This window comes from Achromobacter sp. 01N37 (assembly GCF_056399725.1).
In genome coordinates this window covers 66,854-86,606 of the sequence record NZ_JBFTRX010000021.1, presented here as the reverse complement: position 1 = coordinate 86,606, position 19,753 = coordinate 66,854, and the positions used below count along the sequence as shown (strand labels likewise).

Annotated in this window: 13 protein-coding genes; 2 read left to right on the top strand and 11 right to left on the bottom strand. The window is 66.4% G+C overall.

From position 1 onward, the window contains the following. The 4 genes from AC1DSJ_RS28355 to AC1DSJ_RS28340 form a co-directional block, all read right to left on the bottom strand. Window positions 1-705: type VI secretion system Vgr family protein (locus AC1DSJ_RS28355; RefSeq protein WP_476760437.1), on the bottom strand; the 705-nt coding region annotated here is incomplete at its 3' end. A gap of 100 nt (window positions 706-805) precedes the next feature. Continuing rightward, the gene (locus tag AC1DSJ_RS28350; RefSeq protein ID WP_441372229.1) at window positions 806-1,774 is read right to left on the bottom strand and encodes an alpha/beta hydrolase; all 969 of its coding nucleotides are present in this window, start codon (window positions 1,772-1,774) and stop codon (window positions 806-808) included. A gap of 87 nt (window positions 1,775-1,861) precedes the next feature. Further along, window positions 1,862-2,611 (bottom strand): alpha/beta fold hydrolase, encoded by a 750-nt coding sequence (locus AC1DSJ_RS28345; RefSeq protein WP_441372228.1) that lies wholly within the window; start codon window positions 2,609-2,611, stop codon window positions 1,862-1,864. A 14-nt stretch (window positions 2,612-2,625) separates the two neighbouring features. Continuing rightward, the gene (locus tag AC1DSJ_RS28340; RefSeq protein ID WP_441372227.1) at window positions 2,626-3,600 is read right to left on the bottom strand and encodes a tripartite tricarboxylate transporter substrate binding protein; all 975 of its coding nucleotides are present in this window, start codon (window positions 3,598-3,600) and stop codon (window positions 2,626-2,628) included. A 176-nt stretch (window positions 3,601-3,776) separates the two neighbouring features. Between AC1DSJ_RS28340 and AC1DSJ_RS28335 the strand changes: the two genes are divergently transcribed. Then, window positions 3,777-4,358: a DUF4202 domain-containing protein gene (locus AC1DSJ_RS28335; RefSeq protein WP_054426795.1), complete on the top strand. Its 582-nt coding sequence runs from the start codon at window positions 3,777-3,779 to the stop codon at window positions 4,356-4,358. 90 nt (window positions 4,359-4,448) lie between these two features. Here the strand turns inward: AC1DSJ_RS28335 and AC1DSJ_RS28330 are convergent, their stop codons facing one another. Genes AC1DSJ_RS28330 through AC1DSJ_RS28320 form a run of 3 tightly spaced genes read right to left on the bottom strand, consistent with a single transcriptional unit; the run spans window position 4,449 to window position 8,015 of the window. After that, window positions 4,449-5,321: a ProQ/FinO family protein gene (locus tag AC1DSJ_RS28330; protein ID WP_441372226.1), complete on the bottom strand. Its 873-nt coding sequence runs from the start codon at window positions 5,319-5,321 to the stop codon at window positions 4,449-4,451. 49 nt (window positions 5,322-5,370) lie between these two features. Beyond that, window positions 5,371-6,852: a lactate permease LctP family transporter gene (locus tag AC1DSJ_RS28325; protein WP_441372225.1), complete on the bottom strand. Its 1,482-nt coding sequence runs from the start codon at window positions 6,850-6,852 to the stop codon at window positions 5,371-5,373. Window positions 6,853-6,872: 20 nt separating this feature from the next. Then, window positions 6,873-8,015 carry a metallophosphoesterase gene (locus AC1DSJ_RS28320; RefSeq protein WP_441372224.1) on the bottom strand — a complete coding sequence of 381 codons (1,143 nt, stop codon included), beginning with the start codon at window positions 8,013-8,015 and terminating at the stop codon, window positions 6,873-6,875. Window positions 8,016-8,236: 221 nt separating this feature from the next. Here AC1DSJ_RS28320 and fhuE point away from each other — a divergent pair, with 221 nt between their 5' ends. Then, window positions 8,237-10,492 (top strand): ferric-rhodotorulic acid/ferric-coprogen receptor FhuE, encoded by a 2,256-nt coding sequence (gene fhuE, locus AC1DSJ_RS28315; protein WP_441372223.1) that lies wholly within the window; start codon window positions 8,237-8,239, stop codon window positions 10,490-10,492. Between the two features lie 113 nt (window positions 10,493-10,605). On the opposite strand, the gene treY is transcribed toward fhuE, so the two are convergent. The 4 genes from treY to glgX are packed head-to-tail and all read right to left on the bottom strand — an operon-like array spanning window position 10,606 to window position 19,752. Further along, window positions 10,606-13,536, bottom strand: a complete 2,931-nt coding sequence (gene treY / locus AC1DSJ_RS28310) for a malto-oligosyltrehalose synthase (protein ID WP_441372222.1) — start codon at window positions 13,534-13,536, stop codon at window positions 10,606-10,608. Beyond that, complete coding sequence (gene malQ / locus AC1DSJ_RS28305; protein WP_441372221.1) at window positions 13,533-15,836, bottom strand: 4-alpha-glucanotransferase; 2,304 nt, start codon at window positions 15,834-15,836, stop codon at window positions 13,533-13,535. The genes treY and malQ overlap by 4 nt, the downstream gene beginning before the upstream one ends. After that, complete coding sequence (gene treZ, locus AC1DSJ_RS28300; RefSeq protein WP_441372220.1) at window positions 15,833-17,632, bottom strand: malto-oligosyltrehalose trehalohydrolase; 1,800 nt, start codon at window positions 17,630-17,632, stop codon at window positions 15,833-15,835. Before treZ ends, malQ begins: the two co-directional genes overlap by 4 nt. Continuing rightward, window positions 17,629-19,752 carry a glycogen debranching protein GlgX gene (glgX, locus tag AC1DSJ_RS28295; RefSeq protein ID WP_054426791.1) on the bottom strand — a complete coding sequence of 708 codons (2,124 nt, stop codon included), beginning with the start codon at window positions 19,750-19,752 and terminating at the stop codon, window positions 17,629-17,631. Before glgX ends, treZ begins: the two co-directional genes overlap by 4 nt. Window position 19,753 lies beyond the last annotated feature (1 nt).

Genomic DNA, 19,753 nt, shown 5'->3' with positions numbered 1-19,753 from the left:
GCGCGGATGCGTGTACGTGTAGTCGCGCTGGGTTTGCACTGCGGTGCGCATACGCTCGGCGTAGGTGAAGCGATGCAGCGCGGGCTCGGGTTGATCGCCGCCCGGCATGGGGTTGTACAGAACCGGGCCGCCCGCGATTTCACCGTGGATGTAGATGCGGTCACCGTGAATCAAGCGATGGCTTTTCTCGGTATGGTCGTAGCGGTAGAAGTAACCTTCCTCGGCGGCCAGCCGGTTCAGAAATTCCAGATCGGTATCACCCGCCTGCACGCAGTATTCGCGCGGCAAGTGTTCATGCGTCGTGACCTGTTCATAGTCCGTGATGCCCTGGCGTTTGATGACATCCGCCATGATCTCCGGCACGGACAGCTGCTGGTAGATGTGCCAGTCGGAACAAAGCGCGGCGCGGGCCAGAGAAGGTTCAAGCACCGCCCGATAGCGGGTGCGGCGGAACCCGGTGCCGGCTTGTTCGAACTCGGTGACGATGCCGTGCACATGGCGTACCGCGACGTCACCGCGCCAGATGGTGAACGACGCGGTTTGGTCCAGCACGACGCCAAAATCCACCGCCGAATCGAAGCTGGAAAGGTCGACGCTTAGCCGATAGGTCTCAGACAGCGCCTCATCCAGCGTGAACTCGATGACATCAAACGCCGCACCGTTGACGGGCGTGAAGCTGAAACGGTAGACGCAAGGTCGGGACACCTGACGCTCCTCTTCTCGTTGTGCAAGATCCAACCGGGAATCTTGCACAACGGACGAAGGCGGCGTCCATTAGACGACTACGAAACTACAGAGCGCTTTCCTATGCAGCCAAGTTGCGCTTCAGCGCTTGCACCAGGTCCGTCCGGGCTTCTTGCGCTTGGGGCAGCAGGCGTGTCATGCCGATGAAGCTGTGCGGCACGCCGGAGTACACGATGAAGTTCGGCGCAGCGCCGGTTGCGAACAGTTTGTTGGCCAGGTCTAGCGTGTCATCCAGCAGCGGGTCCAGCGCGGCGGCTTGCAGGATGAGGGGCGGCAGGCCGGCCACATCGGCGTGCAACGGGGCGACGCCGGGGTCGGTCAGTTGCGCGGCGTCCGTCACGTACTGCTGCCAGAACCAATCGAGTTTTTCTGTGGACAGGCCAAAGCGGCCGTCGCCAAAGGATTCGTGCGAAGGCGTGTCGCGGCGGGCGGACAGCATGCCGTAGATCACCACGCCGGTCTTGATGAAGGCGTCGCCTTCGTCGCGCAGGCGTTGCAGGGCGGCCAGCGTCAGGTTGCCGCCGGCGGACTCTCCGCCCACGGCCAGGCGGGATGCGTCCAAGCCCAGCGACGGCGCCTGGTCACGCAGCCAGCGCAGCGCGCCTAGCACTTGTTCCAGCGCAACGGGGTAGCGGGCTTCGGGCGACAGGGCGTAAGACAGGCCCGCCGTGACGATGCCGGCTTCGGCCGCGATCTCGCGTTTCCAGCGGTCCAGCGTGTCCAGATCGCCATGGGCGAAACCGCCGCCGTGCAGATGCAGGTACAGCGGCAGCGGTGCGTCCGTTGCGCCGTCGGGGTAGTACAGGCGCAGCGTGGCAGGTACGGGAAGGTGGTCCAGCCGGTGTTCCACCACGCGCCCGACGGGCGGGGCGGGCTGGCTGAGCCATGCTTGATACGCGCGGCTTTTTTCGCGGGTCTCGGCAATAGGGGTGGTCAGCACGTTGGGCGTGCCCACGCCGTGCTGCTTGGCCAGCGCTTGGGCGGCCAGCACGTCGGGCGCCAGGGTGGGGGTGTGGGGTGCGTCACTCATGGGGGTTCCAGTGCTTGGGGTAGTGCTTGGGGTAGTGCTCGGAACCCGCCAGTATGACGCGGTTTGCGCTACGCGGCGAAATACGCGTTAGGCATATGCATCCAACCCGGCCAGAAAGCGCCGGATCGACCCGGTGTAGACGTCGGCGCGGTCTTTGCCTTTCCAGTCTTCAACCAGCGTGGCGTGCGGGGCCAGGTGGGCAATTTCCCGAGCGATCTCAACAGGATGCAGGATGTCGTTGCCCGCCAGAATCAATAAAGGCGTGCGCGTGGCGGCCACGGCTTCGCGGGTGACGCTGTAGACGAAGTCGCCATCGAAGAGGTTGGCGCGCAGCGCCTCCAGTGCCGCTTCGTCCACGCCGCCCTCACGCTGGCGCAGGCCGTCGGCCCAACTGTCGAAGGACTCGGCGCGGTTGGCGGCGTTGGCGGCCGATAGCCCGATGGGCTGCTGAAGAATGGCCGCGGTGACGCGGTCAGGCGCCAGTTCGCAGAGCTTCAATGCGAAGGATGCGCCGATGCACGAACCCAGCACATGGAAGCGTTCGATGCCCAGGTGGTCGAGCAGCGCCAAGTGATCTTCGGCGTAGGTGTGCCAGCCATCAGTCGCACGCAACGGGGCGGTTGAACGGCCGGCGTTGCGTTGGTCCATGGCGATGCAGCGGAAGTTTGGCGAGAACGCGGCGATGGGGTCCGGGTAGTCGCGCGGTTTGCCATCGCGCGTGACGCGCCAGAGTTCCACATGCGACAGCAGGCCGCCGGGCGCCAGCATCAGCAGCGGATGGCCGTGGCCATGGGTTTCGTAATAGAGGCGGGCRTCGGCCACGTGAGCAATAGGCATGACAGGGCAGGGGTTTAGTTGACAGAGACACCGGCCTGCTGGAGCAGGGCGGGAAATTTCAGGGCGTCGCTGGCGATGCGGTCAGCGAAGTCGGCGGACGATCCCCCGATGGCTTCGAAGCCTTGCGCGCGCAGGCGCTCCCGAAAGGCCGGCTCGTTCAGCGCGGTACTGACCGATACGCCGATGCGTTGCACGACGTCAGGCGCGGTGCCAGCGGGCGCCAGCATGCCGAACCAGCCCGAGCCGCTGTCCAGGTCCAGGCCGGCTTCGCGGGCGGTGGGCACGTCGCCAATGATGGGGCTGCGTTCGGCTTGCAGCACGGCCAGGCCGCGCAGCTTGCCGGTGCGGATCAGGTTGGCGGCGGCAGGCACGGCGACGATGGCGGCATCGGTCTCGCCCGCCAGCAACGCCACGACGGCGGGGCCTGCGCCTTTGTACGGCACATGCAGCAGCGTGTCGGGATACAGGCCTTGCAAGCGCGCCAACGCCAGATGATTGCTGTTGCCGTAGCCGGGCGTGCCCACGTTGACCAGGCGCTGGGCGCCCAATTTGCGCAAGCCGGCGATGTCGTGGATGGGCGAATCGGCGCGCACGACGATCACGGGCGGCGTCACCGCCACGATGCCAACCGGCGCAAAGCTGCGCACGGCGTCGTAGTTCACGTTGTTCTTGAATAGCGTCTGGTTGGCCACGAGCATGTCGCCGGTGAGCAGCAACGTGTAGCCATCGGGTTCGGCGCGCGCCACCATTTCGGACGCGATGTTGCCGCCGGCGCCCGCGCGGTTTTCCACGATGACGGGCACGTTCCATTGCGCGCCCAGCTGTTCCGCCAAGCCGCGGCCCAACGCGTCCATTGCGCCGCCGGGTGACAAGGGCAACACCAGCCGGACGGGCTTGTCAGGAAAGGCGGCCTGCGCGCCTTGCGCGGCAAAGCCGATGAAAAGGGCGGCCGCGGCCAGGGCGTGCCGCATCCAAGCGCGGGGAGTCATAGGGGTTTCCAGTGTCAGGGAGAACCCCAAATCCTAAGCAGTCACCGCGCGCGGTTGAACGATGGTTTTCGCATTTGGATAGTTGGAATGCGATGCGCAGGTGCAACGCGCGGCCATCTTGGCGCTATCATCGTTTCGATTCCCGCCCAACCGAACCCCTCTTGGATACCCCTGGCATGAATGACCGTCTGCACCAGACGCTGCTGCGCTTTGACCATTACAACGGCGCGGACCCGAACCTGTTTACGTGGCAGGGCGAGACCTGTCCGCAGGAATTATTTCTGGCGCAGAAGCTGCATGAGTGGGTGCTGAAACTGGCGCCGGATGCGTCCGAACCGCTGGTGCTGGCATCCCGGTGCCAGCATATCGGACGATGGGAAATTGCCCGCAACAGCTATCCCGAAGGGCGTGTCGCTTATCTGACGTGGCGTAAGGCGCTGGCCCGGCACCACGCGGGCATCGCCGAAGGCATCATGCGCGACACGGGGTACGCGGACGACGTGATCGACCGCGTCAGAACGATCGTGATGAAGCAGGGCATCAAGCAGGACGCGGATGTGCAGACGATGGAGAACGCGCTGTGCCTGGTGTTCTTGCAATATCAGTACGAGGCCTTTCATCCGGCGCACGCGGAGAAGATCGTTGATATCTTGAAAAAGTCATTGCTGAAGATGGACGCGGCGGGCCACAAGTGGGCGCTGACGCTGCCGTATTCCCCGATCGGGATGGCCTATATAGAGCAAGCCTTGCGGCCTTGAACGCACGAGCAAAAACCCGGCCTGCGAAGCCTCGCAGGCCGGGTTTTTGTTGTTCCACACAGCGCCGTGAAACGCGGCGCCGCAGCCGCATCAGGTGGGCGTGTCCGAGGAAGATTCAGCCGGGGTTTCAGCCGAAGCTTGATCCGCGCCTTGCGCCTTCTTGTGCTCGGAGGCATCCGAAGCCGGTGCATCAGTCGCCGCCGCGTCGGCCACCGGCGCGTCCGCCACCGGCACGTCCGCTACCGTCACGTCCGCTACCGGCATGTCGGCCACCGGCGCTTGAGCCGCCACGGGTGCATCGGCATTCACGGCAGGTGCGGCAACGTCAGCCGCAGCAGCCACAGCAACGTCAGCACCCGCAGCCGGCGCAGCGGCGCCAGCTGCCGCGGCGGCTTCCGCCTTCTTGGCCTTGTTGCGGGCGGCGGCGTTTTTCGACGCGCTGCGCGACGCCATGCGCTTGGCATGCTTGGCTTCGTTGGCGGTGACGGCGCCCGAGGGTTCGCCGTTCAGGTCCACGCGCGGCGCGTCTTCGACCATACAAGCCCAGTAGCGGCGGCCATCACACCAGGTCTTGACCGCTTCCTTGATCTGCGCTTCGTCCAGTTGCAGGGCCTGGGCATGTTGCACCAGGTCTGCCAGCACGCCCAGCTTCAGCGGAAGCTTCGGCGCGGGATTCTTGGGGAAGGCTTTGGGAAACTGGCGTTGCAGGCGCGAGATCGCGACGACGACGGGGTCGACAGGCGTGTCGCGGCGCTCAGCACGCTGCGGACGCTGGCCACGGTCCTTGTCGCCGCCTTGCGGACGGGCGCCTTTCTCGCCTTGCGGGCGCGGGCCCTTGCCGGCATTTGCCGAGCGAGGTCCTTTACCGCCGCCTTGCGGACGCGATTCTTTCTTGGGGGTAGGCTCTTCGGGCGCCTGCTTGGTAATCAATGCCCGGATCGCGGCTAACTGTTCTAGTCCCATGTGCTACACAAAAAAAAGGTTGAGGCCGTGAGCATCAGCGCTCCGGCGGCTATCCCGACAGCACGACAAGCAGTGCCAGGGACAAAAGAATGCCGAACGCGGCCAGGGCAAACGGCAGTAGTAGAACATACACGCTGCGTTCCTGCCCTTGGCCGTGGGCCAAACCGGCCGCAATCGACATTCTGACAGGTGAAAAAATGCCCATGGCCGTACCGGAAACGTGTAACAGCGCAGCCGCTGCCGGTACGTCCAAGCCCGCGTGAAGCGCTAATGATAGCTGGGAAGGCATGAACAGGCTGTTGGGCGCGTTGCCGCTGTTGGCCAGAATACCAAACGCGCCGGCCAAGAGGGGCGTGATGAGGATGGTCCAGTCTTGCAGTGTTGCAAAAAGACCATCGGCATAGGCTTGTGAAATACCGGCGCCCGCCAGCACTTCGGCCATCATCGCAAACAAGAAGACGGACATGACGGCGTGGCGGCCGGTTTTCCACGAGGCGCGTGCCTGGGCCGCCAAGGCGCGCGGCTGGCGGCGCCAGACTGCCATGGCGAGCGCGCCCGCAATCAGCCAGCTGCCCGCGTGCAGGAAAGGCATCCAGGCGGGCAGGTCGGCAAAGGGCCGGATGTCAGCCAACGCGCCCAGCGCGTGGTTCAGCGCGGGGACGAGGCGCGTGGCAACCAGGCAGGCAATCACCAGGATATAAGGCAGCGCACGGCGGGCCGCGGCCAGCAACTGATTGCGATCGGGCCGGCGGTCCATCACGAAGCGCAGCACGATCAAGGGGCCGTAGGCGGCCAGCAGCGCGGTCTCGGGGCCAAGCACGGCGGTGGCGGCGCTGAGCAGGCCCAGGCTGGCCGCCATCCACACGGCTTCGCGCCGGTGCTCGGCCGCGTCCGCACGCAAGCCCGCATGGCGCGCCGTGCGCCAGTACAGCAGCATCCACACCACCATCAGCAAGGCCACGGCCACCATGCTGTAGAGCGCCAGCTGGGCAGCCGGCACGCGCGCATAGGCGGACGCCAGCAAGGTGCCGCTGCCCATCGCGCCCCAAGGGATCAGCGTCTGACTCAGCAAGGCGAACACCATGATGTCGCGTGGCTTCAAGCCCAGCGGACGAATCAGCAGCACGGTGCCCAGCATGCCCACGCCAAACCCCGTGGCGGATTCCGCAAAGGGGCCGATCAGAAAACAGGCGAAGAACAAGCGCCGGCGGCGGGCGAGCGGGTCGTTCAGTTCTGCGTGGCCGGCGGTGGCCTGCGTGGACGAATGTTCCGGCGCGTGGCCGTGGGACGCCATCTGCCAGAACAGCAAGCCGCCCAGGATGTACGGCGTAATGATCCAGCCGATCCACAGCCCGCGTTCGAGCGTCACCGCCAATTGCGCGCCGCTGAATGGCGCGGGTGCGGCGGCAAGCGCAATGGGCACGGCGGCGCACAGGCCCAGCACGGCGGCTATCGTGGTGTTCACGCGCCCGCTGGCAATGGCGGCAATCACCGTCAGGGCGGGCAGGGACCACAGCAGGTAGCTCATCATGGCGGGCGCGGGGGTGAAACTTATTGGGCGGCGGTCTTCGCCGGCGAGCGCAGCACGATCTGCGTAATTTCCGAGGGGCGGCCCAGGCGCACCGGGAAACCAGGCCACAAGCCCGTGCCATTGCTGACATACAAGCGCATGCCGTCGACTTGATACTCGCCCGACACATAGCCTTCGTTAGCCAGCTGCGTCAGCAGGTGCGGCCCCAGGATCTGGCCGCCATGCGTATGGCCAGATAGTTGCAGGCCGGCCCCGGCCTGCGCATTGCGCACCGCGCCGATAGGGCGATGGCTCAGCAAGATGACCGGGTCGGTGGCCGGCACGCCGTCCATCGCGCGCGCCACATCAGGTTCCAGCTGGCCATAGGCCGCCGCCATCTTGTCGGTGATGCCGGCCAGCACCAGACGCTGGCCGTTGGGGGTGAGCGTTACGTGTTCGTTCAGCAGCAGGCGCAGGCCCAGCTTTTCAAAAGCTGGCAGCCAACGCTGGTACTCGGCGTAGTACTCGTGGTTGCCCGGAATGGCATAGACGCCGTAGCGGGCGCGCAGCGCTTGCAGCGGCAGCACATCGGCGGCGCGTGCATCGGTGGTGCCGTCGACCAGATCGCCCGTGATCACGATCAGATCCGGGTTCAAGCCATTCGTCTTCGTGACGACGGCTTCCATCCACGGCGCTTCCAGCAAGCGGCTGGCGTGCAGGTCGGTCAGTTGCACCAGACGGAAGCCGTCGAGTTCGGGCGGCAGCTTGGGCAACGCAATTTCCAGCGTCTTCACATCAGGCACGCGCACGGCTTGCCAGACGCCAATGGCCGACAGCACGACCGAGACGACCGCCGCGCCGACGCCCCAACCGCGCGCAGCCCACAGCCGCTTGCCGCGCACACGTGAGAACAGGTACACCACCGAGCCCGCCACATCGCGCGCCAGCAGCAGCATCGCCAACAGCAGCAGGCTGCCGAACAGCCAGCCCAGCACCATCAACAGCGTGCCGGGAATCTCGGGCGAGGCCATGGAGCCGAACAGGTTGCGCGTCACCAAGTGGTGCTCGGCGGCGGCCACCAGCAAGACAGACAGCAAGAGCTTGCTGGTTCTGGATAAGGACAGGGGCAGAACGAAACGCCAAATGACGTAGAGACTGATCAGTCCCGTGAAGACATGGAACACGCGGAGATTCCTACGGAGAACGGCTATGAAGAGAACAGCGGGGCCGGAGCCTGCGACATTATGCCGGGCGGCTTGTGACGCGGCCGGGTAAACCCGCTGCGCGTAGGGACAAATTGGCGGGGGAGTTGACGTCGTAAATTCGCAACAACAGATAGTTATGAGAAGCAGTCGCATTACACTTCTTTCCCACAAAGCAACCCGTTGTGGGAGAGGAAGCCAGCATGCAAGACCACAGGCCACAAGGCAGCAAGCCCCAATTTCTACCAGGCAGCAAGTTCCGTTTTCTGTCAGGCAGCAAGTTCCGTTTTCTGCCAGGCAGCAACCCCCGTTTCAAAGTGAGCCGCACCTCGGCCGTGGTGCTTTTAGCGCTGGCTTCAGCCAGCGCCGCCGCGCAAGAAGCGGCCGTGTCCACGCTGCCCAGCGTGCAAGTCGTGGGGGATTCCGACCCCACCACCACCGAAGGAACCGGTTCCTACACCCCCCGCGCCACCGCCGCCAGCACCGGCTTGCCGCTGACGCTGCGCGAGACGCCGCAGTCGGTTACTGTCATGACCCGCCAGCGCATGGACGACGAAGACATGCGGTCGTTGGCAGATGTAATGGCCAGCACGCCGGGCATCTCGGTGCAGAACTACGACAGCGAGCGCTATTCGTTCAGCTCGCGTGGGTTCAGCGTCAGCAACTATATGTATGACGGCGTGCCCACCGGTTTTGATGTGGGCTACGCAGCGGGCGAGTCGTCCATCGACCCCATCATCTACGACCGCGTTGAAGTGGTGCGCGGCGCGACCGGCTTGTTGACGGGCGCGGGCAACCCGTCGGCGTCGATCAACCTGGTGCGCAAGCACGCCACCAGCCGCGAGTTCAAGGCCGATGTCAGCGTCAGCGCGGGCAACTGGGACACCTATCGCGGCACGCTGGACTTGTCGACGCCGCTCAGCAAGGACGGCAGCGTGCGCGGCCGCATTGTGTCGGCCTACCAGGACAACCATTCCTATCTGGATGGCTACCAAAGTACGAAAAAAATCTTCTACGGCGTCGTGGATGCCGACCTGACGTCGCGCACGACCTTCAGCGCGGGCTTCAACTATCAAGACAATGACCCGCAACGCAGCAGCTGGGGCGGCTTCCCGCTGTGGTACGCGGACGGCGGGCGCACCGACTGGAAGCGGTCACTGAACACGGGCGCCGACTGGAGTTCGTGGGGCAGCACCACATCAGGCGGCTTCGCCAGCCTGGAACACCGCTTTGACAACGACTGGCGCGTGCAGGCCGTGGCCTCCCATTCCAAGCACGAAATGGATGGCAAGCTGCTGTATCTGTACGGCTGGCCCGACCGCGAGACCGGCCTGGGCGTGAGCGGTTCGCCCGCCTGGTATCTGGGCGACCGCAAGCAGAACAGCCTGGACGTCAAGGCCACCGGCCCCTTCACCGCGTTTGGCCGCCGCCATGAAGTGGTGGTGGGCGCGAGCTTCACCCGCCAATACGCCGACTTTGACTACCGTTCGGCGATATCCGCCGCCCCGGTCGGCAACTTCCTGAACTGGGACGGCTCCTATCCCGAACCCGACTGGAGCGACACCGCCGTCACCGCCAGCCGCTACACCACCAAGCAGACAGGCTGGTACGGCGCGCTGCGCATGAACCTGGCCGATCCGCTCAAGCTGATCGTGGGCGGACGCTACAGCACGTGGAAGACCGACTCTGTCGGTTTTGGCGGCGGCAGCCGCGAAGCCTTCGACAAGAACGCTTTCACGCCCTACGCCGGCCTGCTGTACGACATCAACGAGACCTACACGGCCTACGTCAGCTACACGGGCATCTTCAATCCGCAAAGCTACCAGGACCGCAATGGCGGATGGCTGGACCCGCTGGAAGGCAAGTCCTATGAAGCCGGCGTGAAGGGGGAATTCCTGGAAGGGCGCTTGAACGCCAGCGCGGCCGTGTTCCAGGTGGAACAGGATAACGTCGCGCAAACCGACCCGGGTTACTTGGTGCCGGGTTCGATCAACCAGGCATACCGGGCCGCCCAAGGCACGCGCAGCCGCGGCTTCGATCTTGAGGTGTCGGGCGAAGTGACGCCGGGTTGGAATCTGGCGGCGGGCTGGTCGCATTGGACCGCGCGCGACGGCGACGGCAACGCCATCCAGACGGATCAACCGCGGTCGCTGGTGCGCTTGTTCACGACTTACCGCCTGCCGGGCGACTGGAATCGTCTGACGGTGGGCGGCGGCGTCAATTGGCAGAGCGGCGTCTACACCATCGCCAGCGGCCCCAACGGCGACGAGCGCGTGGGCCAAGGCAGCTACGCCATCACCAACCTGATGGCGCGCTACCAGTTCAACCGCAATCTGTCGGCGCAGTTGAACGTGAACAACCTGTTTGACCGCAAGTACTACAGCCAGGTTGGCTTCTACAGCCAAGGCGCATGGGGCGCGGGCACCAGCACCATCCTGACGATGCGCTACCAGTACTGACGCTTGCCCGGCCGCCCGCCGAGCGCGCGTCAGGTCGTGGTGCAAAGGGCACCTGGGCGATCAAGCGCGCGTCAGGTCGTGGTGCAAAGGGCAACTGGACGATCAAGCCCGCGTCAGGTCCGGGTGCAGAGCGCCACCGGACAGTCGCGCAAGAGGTCGGCCAGGGGAATTCTGCCTTCGTCTTCCACGTTGACGGGCCGGCCGGAGAGCACATTGCGCAGGGGGCCGACGCCGTCCGGCAGCTGCACGTGGGTGCCATCCCAGAAGCGCGCAGCCTGGGCGGCCTGATCTTGCGCGTAAGGCGCTAAGGCCAGCGCGCAATGAAGGGGCGCGACGGCCAGCACGCTGCGTCCGTTGTGCCGACGCAGATAGGCGATGACATGCGCCGCGCGCGGGCCTTGTGCGGTCAACGGCACGTATTCGCCGTGATCGAACAGGCCCGGGTCCGCAGCGCGTAGCGTCAGGCAGCGTTGGATCAGTTGCTGCTTGATGGCGCCGCTGCGCCACGCCGCCGCATCGGTGGCGATGGGAGCACCGGCCGCCGCCAGCAGCGCGGCGCGTTCGGCGTAGTCGACAGCGCGGCGATTGTCGGGGTCCACCAAGCTGAAGTCCCACAAGTCCGTGCCTTGGTATAGATCCGGTACACCGGGCAAGGTGTTGCGCAACAGGGTTTGGGTCGTGCTGTTGACAAGCCCGGCCGGGGCGATGCCTGCCGTCCACGCGGCGATGTCGCGCAGAAGCGCTTGCCCTTCGCCGGTGTCTTGCAATGCGGCCACGCAGTGGCGGGCCGCGGCTTCGTAGCCGGTGTTCGGGTCGGTCCAGCTGGTATGCAGCTTGGCCTCGCGCAAGGCCTTTACCTGCCACTGGAGGATGCGTTCCAGAAACGCAGCAACGTCTGCGCGGTTATCTGCGGACAAGGACAACGGCCACGCGCCGACCAGGCTTTGCAGCAATAGATAACGGTCGGCGGGCGTTGGTGAAGCGGTGGGCGCACCTATCGGCGATCCCGTTTCTGAATCCCTTTGCGATTCCCTTTTCGATCCATTTGGTCCCAGACGCGGAATCCAGTTCTCGGCCACGCGCTGCCAGCGTTCGGGCGTTTCGCTCAGCACGGCCAGGCGCGCACGCGTGTCTTCGCCGCGTTTGTGGTCGTGGGTGGCGGTGGCGAGCATCGCGTGTGGATGCGTGCGGGCGCGGGCTTGAGTCAGGGTATGGAAGGCGTCAAGCGGCAGGGCGAATTGCGTGGGACTGGAGCCGACTTCGTTGCGTGACAGCAGCGGGCCGCGCCGGTAGAACAAGGTGTCTTCCAGCGCCTTCGCGGCAAGCGGCGGTGTTAACTGCTGGAAGCGGCGAAGCGCGCCGGCTTCATTGTCGGCGCGGGAACCAGCATCAGCACCAGCATCAGCACCAGCATCAGGACCAGCACCAGCATCAGGACCAGCACCAGCATCAGGACCAGCATCAGCACCAGGACCAGCATCAGCATCAGCACCAGCATCAGCACGAGCACCAGCATCAGCATCAGCGCCAGCGCCAGCACCGGCACCGGCGTCAGCATCGACTTCAGCGCCAGGACCCGCACCGGCACCGGCACCCGCATCAGCCTGCTGCGGCCCCGCCAGCCACGCGTCGATCTGATCAAGCAGCCGCGCGTCGGCTTCCGATCCAGCCAGCGCCTCGCGAGCGTGGTCCCGCGCGATGCGGCACCAGCGTGCGTCCTCGGCGCTGCGGCCGCCGTCTTCGGCATAGCTGCGGTACACGGGAAAGGCCGCCAGCAAGGCGGTCAACACCCGGTCGATGGCGGTGGACGTCCAGTCGCGCGTGCGCAGGTCTTGCCGTGCGATGCGAGTCAGCGCGCGTACCAACGCCTGGCGTTCCACGGGGAAGTGGCGTGCCAGCATGCGATGGCGCGCGTCCAGTAATTGGGCAGACGCGCTGCGCGCGTCGCCGCTAAGGGTGTTCCAGAATTGCTCCATCGGCGCCTGCGCCTGGGGCGCATGCAACAGTGCGCCGGCCTGGTCCATGAAGTCGTAGCCGGTGGTGCCGTCTACCGGCCAGCGTGCGTCCAGCACTTCTCCGTCAGCCAGGATTTTTTCCACGACGAGATAGGCCGTGGCATTCCCGGCGTGCTGCGCGCGGGCGTCGTCAAGCTGCTCACGCAAGCGCCGCAAGTACGCGCCCGGGCTGGCCAAGCCGTCGACGTGGTCGATGCGCAGCCCGTCCAACACGCCTTCCCGAACCAGCTGCAACGGCAGCGCATGCACGGCGTCGAAGACTTCGTCGTCTTCCACGCGCACGCCAACCAGTTCGCTGATTTCGAAGAAGCGCCGCCAGTTGACCTGCTCGGGCGCGGTGCGCCACCACGCGAGCCGGTAGTGCTGGCGTTCCAGCAGAGCATGCAGGCGCGCCGCGCAGTTCGCCGCGCGATTCGCCGCGCCGTCCGCCGCGCCATCCGCTGCGCCGGGATCAAACGCCGCGCAGACGGAAGCGGGGTCATCCCCAGCCGGAGCCGTGCCGGGGGCCAGGGGCAGATGCTGTCCGCCCGCTTCGATGGCATAGCCATCCGCGGCCGCGGCGTCGTGAATCAATCGGATGTGGCCGGCGGCCAGCGCCTGCCCATACGGCTCGCCCAGCACCGGCAGCAGCACTTTGCCGTGCAGCGCTGTGTCAGCCGGTTGCCAGTCGATGTCGAACGTGCGGGCGTGGCGGCTTTGCGCGCCGTGCCGCAGCACATCGGCCCACCACGCGTTCGAGGCGTGGGCGGCCATGTGGTTGGGCACGATGTCGGCAATCAGCCCCAAGCCGTGCCGGTGCGCCGCGTCGGTCAGCCTGCGCAGCGCGGCCTGGCCGCCCAGTTCCGGRTTGATGCATTGATGGTCAATGACGTCGTAGCCATGCGTTGAACCCATCCGGGCCCGTGTGATGGGCGACAGGTAAAGATGGCTGACGCCCAGCGTCGCGTAGTAGGGCACCTGCGCGCAGGCGTCGTCCAACGTATAGCCGGCGTGCAGTTGCAGGCGCGCGGTGGCGCGCGGGGCGCTCATGTCCGCCCCCGCACCGCGCGCACGGGTTGAAGGCGCGCCTGGCTGGCGGGCGCGTTCAGGCACTCGGCCACCGACAGCGGCGTGCGTTGCCGCCAGTTGGGATGGTGCGCGACAGTGCCGGGCAGGTTGGGCTGGTCGAGCTGGCCTGCCAGATCTTCCAGTGGCACCAGCATCAGCGGGCAGGGCGTGGCGGCGACAAAGCCCAGCAGTTCGGCGCTAGGCGCCCGGCGGGGCAGCGGCAAGGTGGAAGCGGCGGGTGAACTGGACTGCACAGACCGCCACAAGGTCGCGCGGTCTTCCAGGCGGGCAGCGCGCAACGCGGCTTCTTCTTGATCAGGGCCAAGCAGGCTCAGCCGCGACCGCCACAGAATGTCCTGCGCGTGCCACCAGCCTTCCAGCGTGGGCAGATCGTGGGTGGTCGTCATGGCGACGGCGTTGGCGGGCCAGTCGCCGGGCGCCAGGAAGGCGGCAGGCGGCGACGCGGCAGGCTCTTCTGCCGTTAGATGTGGCCGCTCAGCCCCATTAGCGCCATTAGCTCCATCTGCACCGACAGCCCCGTAAGCACGTTGGGTGCCCTGATCGCCGCAGGTCGCATCATTCCCGTCAGCCGTATCAGGCCCGCCGGCCCACTCATTTCCGTCATCGCCATCAGCCGCCTTCGCCGGCTCCGCCGCCTTTGCCCCGTCAGCCGCCCGCATGAACCACAGCACGTCCATGCCTAGCACGCCGTGCGCTTCAAGTTGCGCGTCGAACCCTTCCGGAACCGTGCCCAGGTTTTCACCAATGATCAGCGCGTGATGCAACCAAGCCTCCAATGCGATCAGCCGCAGCAATTGCGGCATGGGGTAACGCAGATAGCCGCCGTCTTCGGGCGAGGCGCCATCCGGGATCAGCCACAAGCGCGCCAAACCCAGTATGTGATCAATGCGCAGCCCGCCCGCGTGCGCCAGGTTGGCGCGCAGCATTGCCAGAAACGCCGCATAGCCGGATTCGTGCAGGGCGGCGGGTGACAACGCCGTCAAACCCCAGCCTTGCCCCAGTGGGTTGTACAGATCGGGCGGCGCGCCGACGCTGGTGCATTTCATCAGGTCGGCTTGCCGGCTCCAGGCATGGCTGCCCTGGGGGCTGCCGCCCACGGCCAGATCAGCCACCAGACCAACGCGCATGCCTGCGTCGCGCGCCGCTTGCTGGGCGCGCGACAAACTGGCGGAGGCCAGCCATTGGCTGAACCGATGTATGTCGACGGTCTCGGCATGGTCGGTGGCATAGCGTTGCGCGGCGGACGAGCGCGGGTCGCGCAGGTCGGCCGGCCAATGGGTCCACGCCAACGGGGCATCTTGTCCCTGCGCGTGGTTGCCGTGCAGCGCTTCGAACAGAGCGTGGTCGTGCAGGTCTGGCCCGGCCGCGTTGCAGAATGCCTCGTAAGCCTGCCGTTGACCGGTGGTGGCGTCCGTGGCGAAGCCTGCGTGCAAGCGTCGCAACAGCTCGTGGCGCAGCCGGGCCGCAGCGGGCCAGTTGATCAGCGGTTGCGCATCCAGCATGCGCAATTGCGCGAGGTCCATGCCCGCCAATGCGGCGCGCACCGCCTCCTCGCCGAGAACGCCCGCGGGGTCCGCAAAGAGCGTGTTCACAAACAAGCGGCTGGAGGGCGAATACGGGCTGCATTGCGCGGGGTCCGCCGCGAACATCGCATGCACGGGGCTGATGGCCAGCGCGTCGGCGCCCGCCTGTCCGGCCGCCATGGCCAGCTCGCGCAATGCGCCGAAGTCGCCAAAGCCGTGTGTGGACTGCGTCACGTCAGCGGACGGACGGCGCAGGCTATAGACCTGCGCCGTCAGCCCCCACGCGCGCGCGTGCTTCGTGCGGCAGATGTCGTCCAGAGAGGGCGCGCGCGGCGGCGCAACCGCCAGCGTGCATTCGCCGCCTTGCGTGCTTAAGGCGTAGTACCCGGGCGTGGCGGGCGCGCGCAGCGTGGGCTTCAAGTCCGGGCCGTGTGCGGTGCGGCCGGCGATGGCGGCCGACGACGCCGCTTGCAATTGATAAGCGCCTGCGCAATCCGGCGGCAGCGAGACAAGCTCGCCGGGCAGGGCGATCAGCATCGCGGGCAGATGCGTGCGGGATAAGGTGGCAGCCAGGCGCTGCCGGCTATCGCGGATGTCAGCGTCGGACGCCGCTGGCAGGTCCATCGCGTTGAGCAGGGCGCGCAGCGTGTCGGGCGACACACGACGCGGGCGTTGGTCGGCGCCGGTCCAGTCTTCGGCGATACCGGCCTCGGCGGCCAGGGCGGACAGGGGGCTCATGATGCTTCCTCCAGCAGCCACACGGTGCTTTCGGAACACAGGCTGCCCGATGCCAATGCCGCGAACGCGCCCGCGCGGGATTCAAACAGCAGTGACGATGGCGAGTGCGCGGCGGCAAGCGCGCGTTGCGCAAGCTGTTCGCGCACCGGACCCAGGTTGACGTACACCGTGAGCAATGCGCCGTCGCCCAGCCGCCATTGCGCGTGTACGCCATGCCGGCCGACCGCGCGGGCGAACACGCTGCGAGCGCCCGTCAAGCGGGGGGCGATGGCGTGCTGGCGCAGATGCAGCAGCGCTTCGTACAGGGTGCGCCATGGCTGGGCGTCCGGCCGCTCGCCGTCGCGCCAGGGCACGCTTTGCGCCCAGGTGTATTCGGAGTTGGGGTCTGGCACCTTCAGCGCATCGTCACCGCTGAATTCAGGAAACGCCGCGAATTCGCGCTGGCGTCCTTCGCGCACGGCTTGCACCAGCGCCGGGTCCGTGTGGCTGGTGAAATACAGGAAGGGCGCGCGGCTGCCGAACTCCTCGCCCATGAAAATCAGCGGAATCTGCGGCGACAGCAATTGCAGCGCAACGGCGGCGCGCAAACGTTCGGCGTTTTCGGCCAGTTCCGTCAGCCGTTCGCCGCGTGCGCGGTTGCCGGTTTGGTCATGGTTTTGCAGGAATAACACGAACGACGTCGGCGGCAGGTGTCCGCTGGGTTCCCCGCGCGTGGCGCCTTGCCGGTACGGCGAGGGCTGGCCTTGATACAGCCAGCCTTCCGCCAGGCAACGCGCCAGGGCCTGCGCGGGCCGCTCTGCGTAGTCGGCGTAATAGCCGCGCGATTCGCCCGTCAGCAAATGGTGCAGCACGTGGTGCGCGTCGTCATTCCATTGCGCGTCGTACCCCTGCGTCAGCAGGCTGGCGCGGTTGTCGTCATTTTCCAGCACCAGATGCACATGGCGATGCGCAGGCACCTGGCCGCGTAGAAATTGCGCAAGCTCCACCAGCCAGTCAGGGTCTTCAATGGCATGCACGGCATCCAGGCGCAACCCGTCAAAGCGGTATTCCATCAGCCAGTACAGCGCGTTCTCTTCGAAGTAGCGCCGCACAGCAGGTTGCCGGAAGTCGATGGCGGGCCCCCAGGGGGTGGGGACGTCCTCCCGGAAAAAAGGCGCGGCGTATTGGGGCAGGTAGTTGCCCTCGGGGCCGAAGTGGTTGTAGACCACGTCCAGCATTACGCTCAAACCCAGCCCGTGGGCCGTGTCGATCAGGTGCTTGAGCGCTTGCGGCGGGCCATAGGCCGTGTCGGGCGCGTAGGGCAACACGCCGTCGTAGCCCCAGTTGCGCGGCCCGGGAAAATCCGCGATCGGCATCAGTTCAATCACCGTAATACCCAGCGCGGCCAGCCCCGGCAGCCGGGCGGTCAGGCCGTCAAAGCCGCCGCTCAAGCCCACGTGCGCTTCGTAGATGACGGATTCGCGCCACGGGCGGCCGGACCAGGCGGGGTGTTGCCACGCATAATCGTCCGGCCCGGCGACGATGCTGGCGCCGTGCACATCGCCATCTTGCTGGCGCGAGGCCGGGTCGGGCACCAGTTGCCCGTCGCCCAGCCGATACCGGTAACGCGTGCCGGGCGGGCAAGCGACATCGGCTTCGGCATAGCCATCGCTGTCAGGATGCAAAGCAATGGGCGGCTGGCCGTCGATCAGCAACGCCAAGCCTGGCGCCGCCGACGGCGCCCAGAGCCGAAAGCGCGTGCGTCCGTCGGGCAGCGGCAGCGCGCCGTGGGTGTAGGGTTCAGGCAGGACTGTCATGATGCCGCCCCGGGAACGACGCCTGGCATGCAGGCGGCCGACAGCAGCACCAGGCTATGCGCCTGCACGATGATTTCCGATTCGGAGACGGGGGCCGATGGCACGGGCGTGGCCGAGTCCAGTTCGCGCAACCAGGGCAGCGCAGGTTCCGGCAGCGTGAACGTGGCGGGCTCCGCGCCCGGGTTCAGTAACAGCAGCGTGATGTCGGCACTGCCATCTTCACGCAACGCCGCGCGGCGCAAGGCCATGGTGCGGCCTTGCGGGTCGTCCCAAGCGGCTTGGTCGATGGGGCCGCCATCGGTGTCGAACCAGGCAATCGCGCTGACGCCCGGGCAGATTTCTTGCGCGGCGTCGCCAAAACGCGCCGCGCGCAAGCTCGGGTGGTCGCGCCGCAATGACACGGCGCGCGCCACGAACTGGCTTAGTGCGCGGCCTGCGTCGCTCTGCGCCTGCGTCCAGTCCAGCCACGACAAGGGGCCGTCCTGGCAGTAGGCGTTGTTGTTGCCGTCCTGGCTGTTGCCGAACTCGTCGCCCGCCAACATCATCGGGGTGCCGTCGGACAGGAACAGCGTGCCGAGCAGCGCGCGCTGCACCTGGCCACGGCGTTCCAGAATGGCGGGGTCGTCGGTGGGGCCTTCCACGCCCCAGTTGTGGCTGTAGTTTTCAGAGTGGCCGTCGTTGCCGTCTTCGCCATTGGCTTCGTTATGGCTGCCGTCGTAACTGACCACGTCTTGCGTGGTGAAACCGTCGTGCGACGCCACGAAGTTCACGCTGGCCCAGGGCCGGCGATGGCGGCGGTCGAACACATCGCGCGAGCCGCACAGGCGCGCCGCCATGTCACCGCGCATGCCTTCGTCGCCGCGCCAGTAGCGGCGCACGGTGTCGCGGTAGCGGTCATTCCATTCGGCCAGCGCGGGCGGATGGTTGCCCAGCTGGTAGCCGTCGGGGCCGATGTCCCACGGTTCCGAGATGAGCTTCACGCCCGCCAGGGTCGGGTCTTGCAGCATGGCGTCAAAGAAGCCCGAGCCCGGGTCAAAGCCCGTGCCTTCGCGGCCCAGCGTCACCCCCAGGTCGAAGCGGAACCCGTCCACGCCGTAAGACGTTGTCCAGTACCGCAAGGAATCCATCACCATCTGCAAGACGCGCGGGTGCGACAGGTTGACCGTGTTGCCGCAGCCGGTGTCGTTGATGTAATAGCGTTCTTCGCCGGGCATCAGCCGGTAGTAGCTGGCGTTGTCCAGCCCGCGCCAGGACAGCGTGGGCCCGAGCTCGCTGCCTTCGCAGGTGTGGTTGTAGACCACGTCCAGAATCACTTCCAGGCCGGCGGCGTGCAGGCGGCGCACCGCCTGGCGCAGATCATTCGGCCCGCGTTGCAGGTAAGACGGCTCGGGCGCAAAGAACGACAGCGTGTTGTAGCCCCAGTAGTTGCGCAAGCCCCGTTCGATCAGAAAGCGGTCTTGCAGAAAGGCGTGCACGGGCAGCAGTTCCACCGCGGTGACGCCCAGCCGCAGCAGGTGTTCGATGAAGCGCGGGTCGGCCAGCGCTGCGCAGGTGCCGCGTATCGGCTGGCGCAGGTCTTCGCGTTGCATCGACGCGCCGCGCAGGTGCACTTCGTAGATCGTTGTGTCCGACCACGGCGTATTCGGCGCCTTGCTGTTGCCCCAGTTGAACGGCACATCTTCGGTCACGATGGCCTTGGGCATGGCGGGCGCGCTATCGCGGCGGTCCATCGACAAGTCGGTGCGGGCATGGTTCAGCCGATAGCCAAACAGCGCGTCGCTCCAGACGACCGGCCCGGTCAGGTGGCGCGCATAGGGGTCCAGCAGCAGTTTGTGGGGGTTGAAGCGGTGGCCGTTGCGCGGGTCGTACGGGCCGTGGGCGCGGTAGCCGTAGACCAGCCCGGGCTGCGCATCCGGCAGGTAACCGTGCCAGATTTCGTCGGTACATTCAGGCAGGTCAAAGCGCCGCAGTTCCTTGCGGGCGCGGGCATCGAACACGCACAGTTCGATGCGGGTAGCGTTGGCCGAAAAAACGGCGAAGTTCACGCCCAGGCCATCGCTGACCGCGCCCAGCGGGTACGGCTGGCCGGTGGTCAAGCGGGTCAATTGAGTGGGGTCCATG

What these genes read in the sequence shown, in the direction of transcription:
- AC1DSJ_RS28350 (WP_441372229.1), bottom strand. Translation starts at nt 1,774, where the DNA reads ATGAGTGACGCACCCCACACCCCCACCCTGGCGCCCGACGTGCTGGCC.
- AC1DSJ_RS28340 (WP_441372227.1), bottom strand. Translation starts at nt 3,600, where the DNA reads ATGACTCCCCGCGCTTGGATGCGGCACGCCCTGGCCGCGGCCGCCCTT.
- AC1DSJ_RS28335 (WP_054426795.1), top strand. Translation starts at nt 3,777, where the DNA reads ATGAATGACCGTCTGCACCAGACGCTGCTGCGCTTTGACCATTACAAC.
- AC1DSJ_RS28330 (WP_441372226.1), bottom strand. Translation starts at nt 5,321, where the DNA reads ATGGGACTAGAACAGTTAGCCGCGATCCGGGCATTGATTACCAAGCAG.
- AC1DSJ_RS28325 (WP_441372225.1), bottom strand. Translation starts at nt 6,852, where the DNA reads ATGATGAGCTACCTGCTGTGGTCCCTGCCCGCCCTGACGGTGATTGCC.
- fhuE (WP_441372223.1), top strand. Translation starts at nt 8,237, where the DNA reads ATGCAAGACCACAGGCCACAAGGCAGCAAGCCCCAATTTCTACCAGGC.
- malQ (WP_441372221.1), bottom strand. Translation starts at nt 15,836, where the DNA reads ATGAGCCCCCTGTCCGCCCTGGCCGCCGAGGCCGGTATCGCCGAAGAC.
- treZ (WP_441372220.1), bottom strand. Translation starts at nt 17,632, where the DNA reads ATGACAGTCCTGCCTGAACCCTACACCCACGGCGCGCTGCCGCTGCCC.
- glgX (WP_054426791.1), bottom strand. Translation starts at nt 19,752, where the DNA reads ATGGACCCCACTCAATTGACCCGCTTGACCACCGGCCAGCCGTACCCG.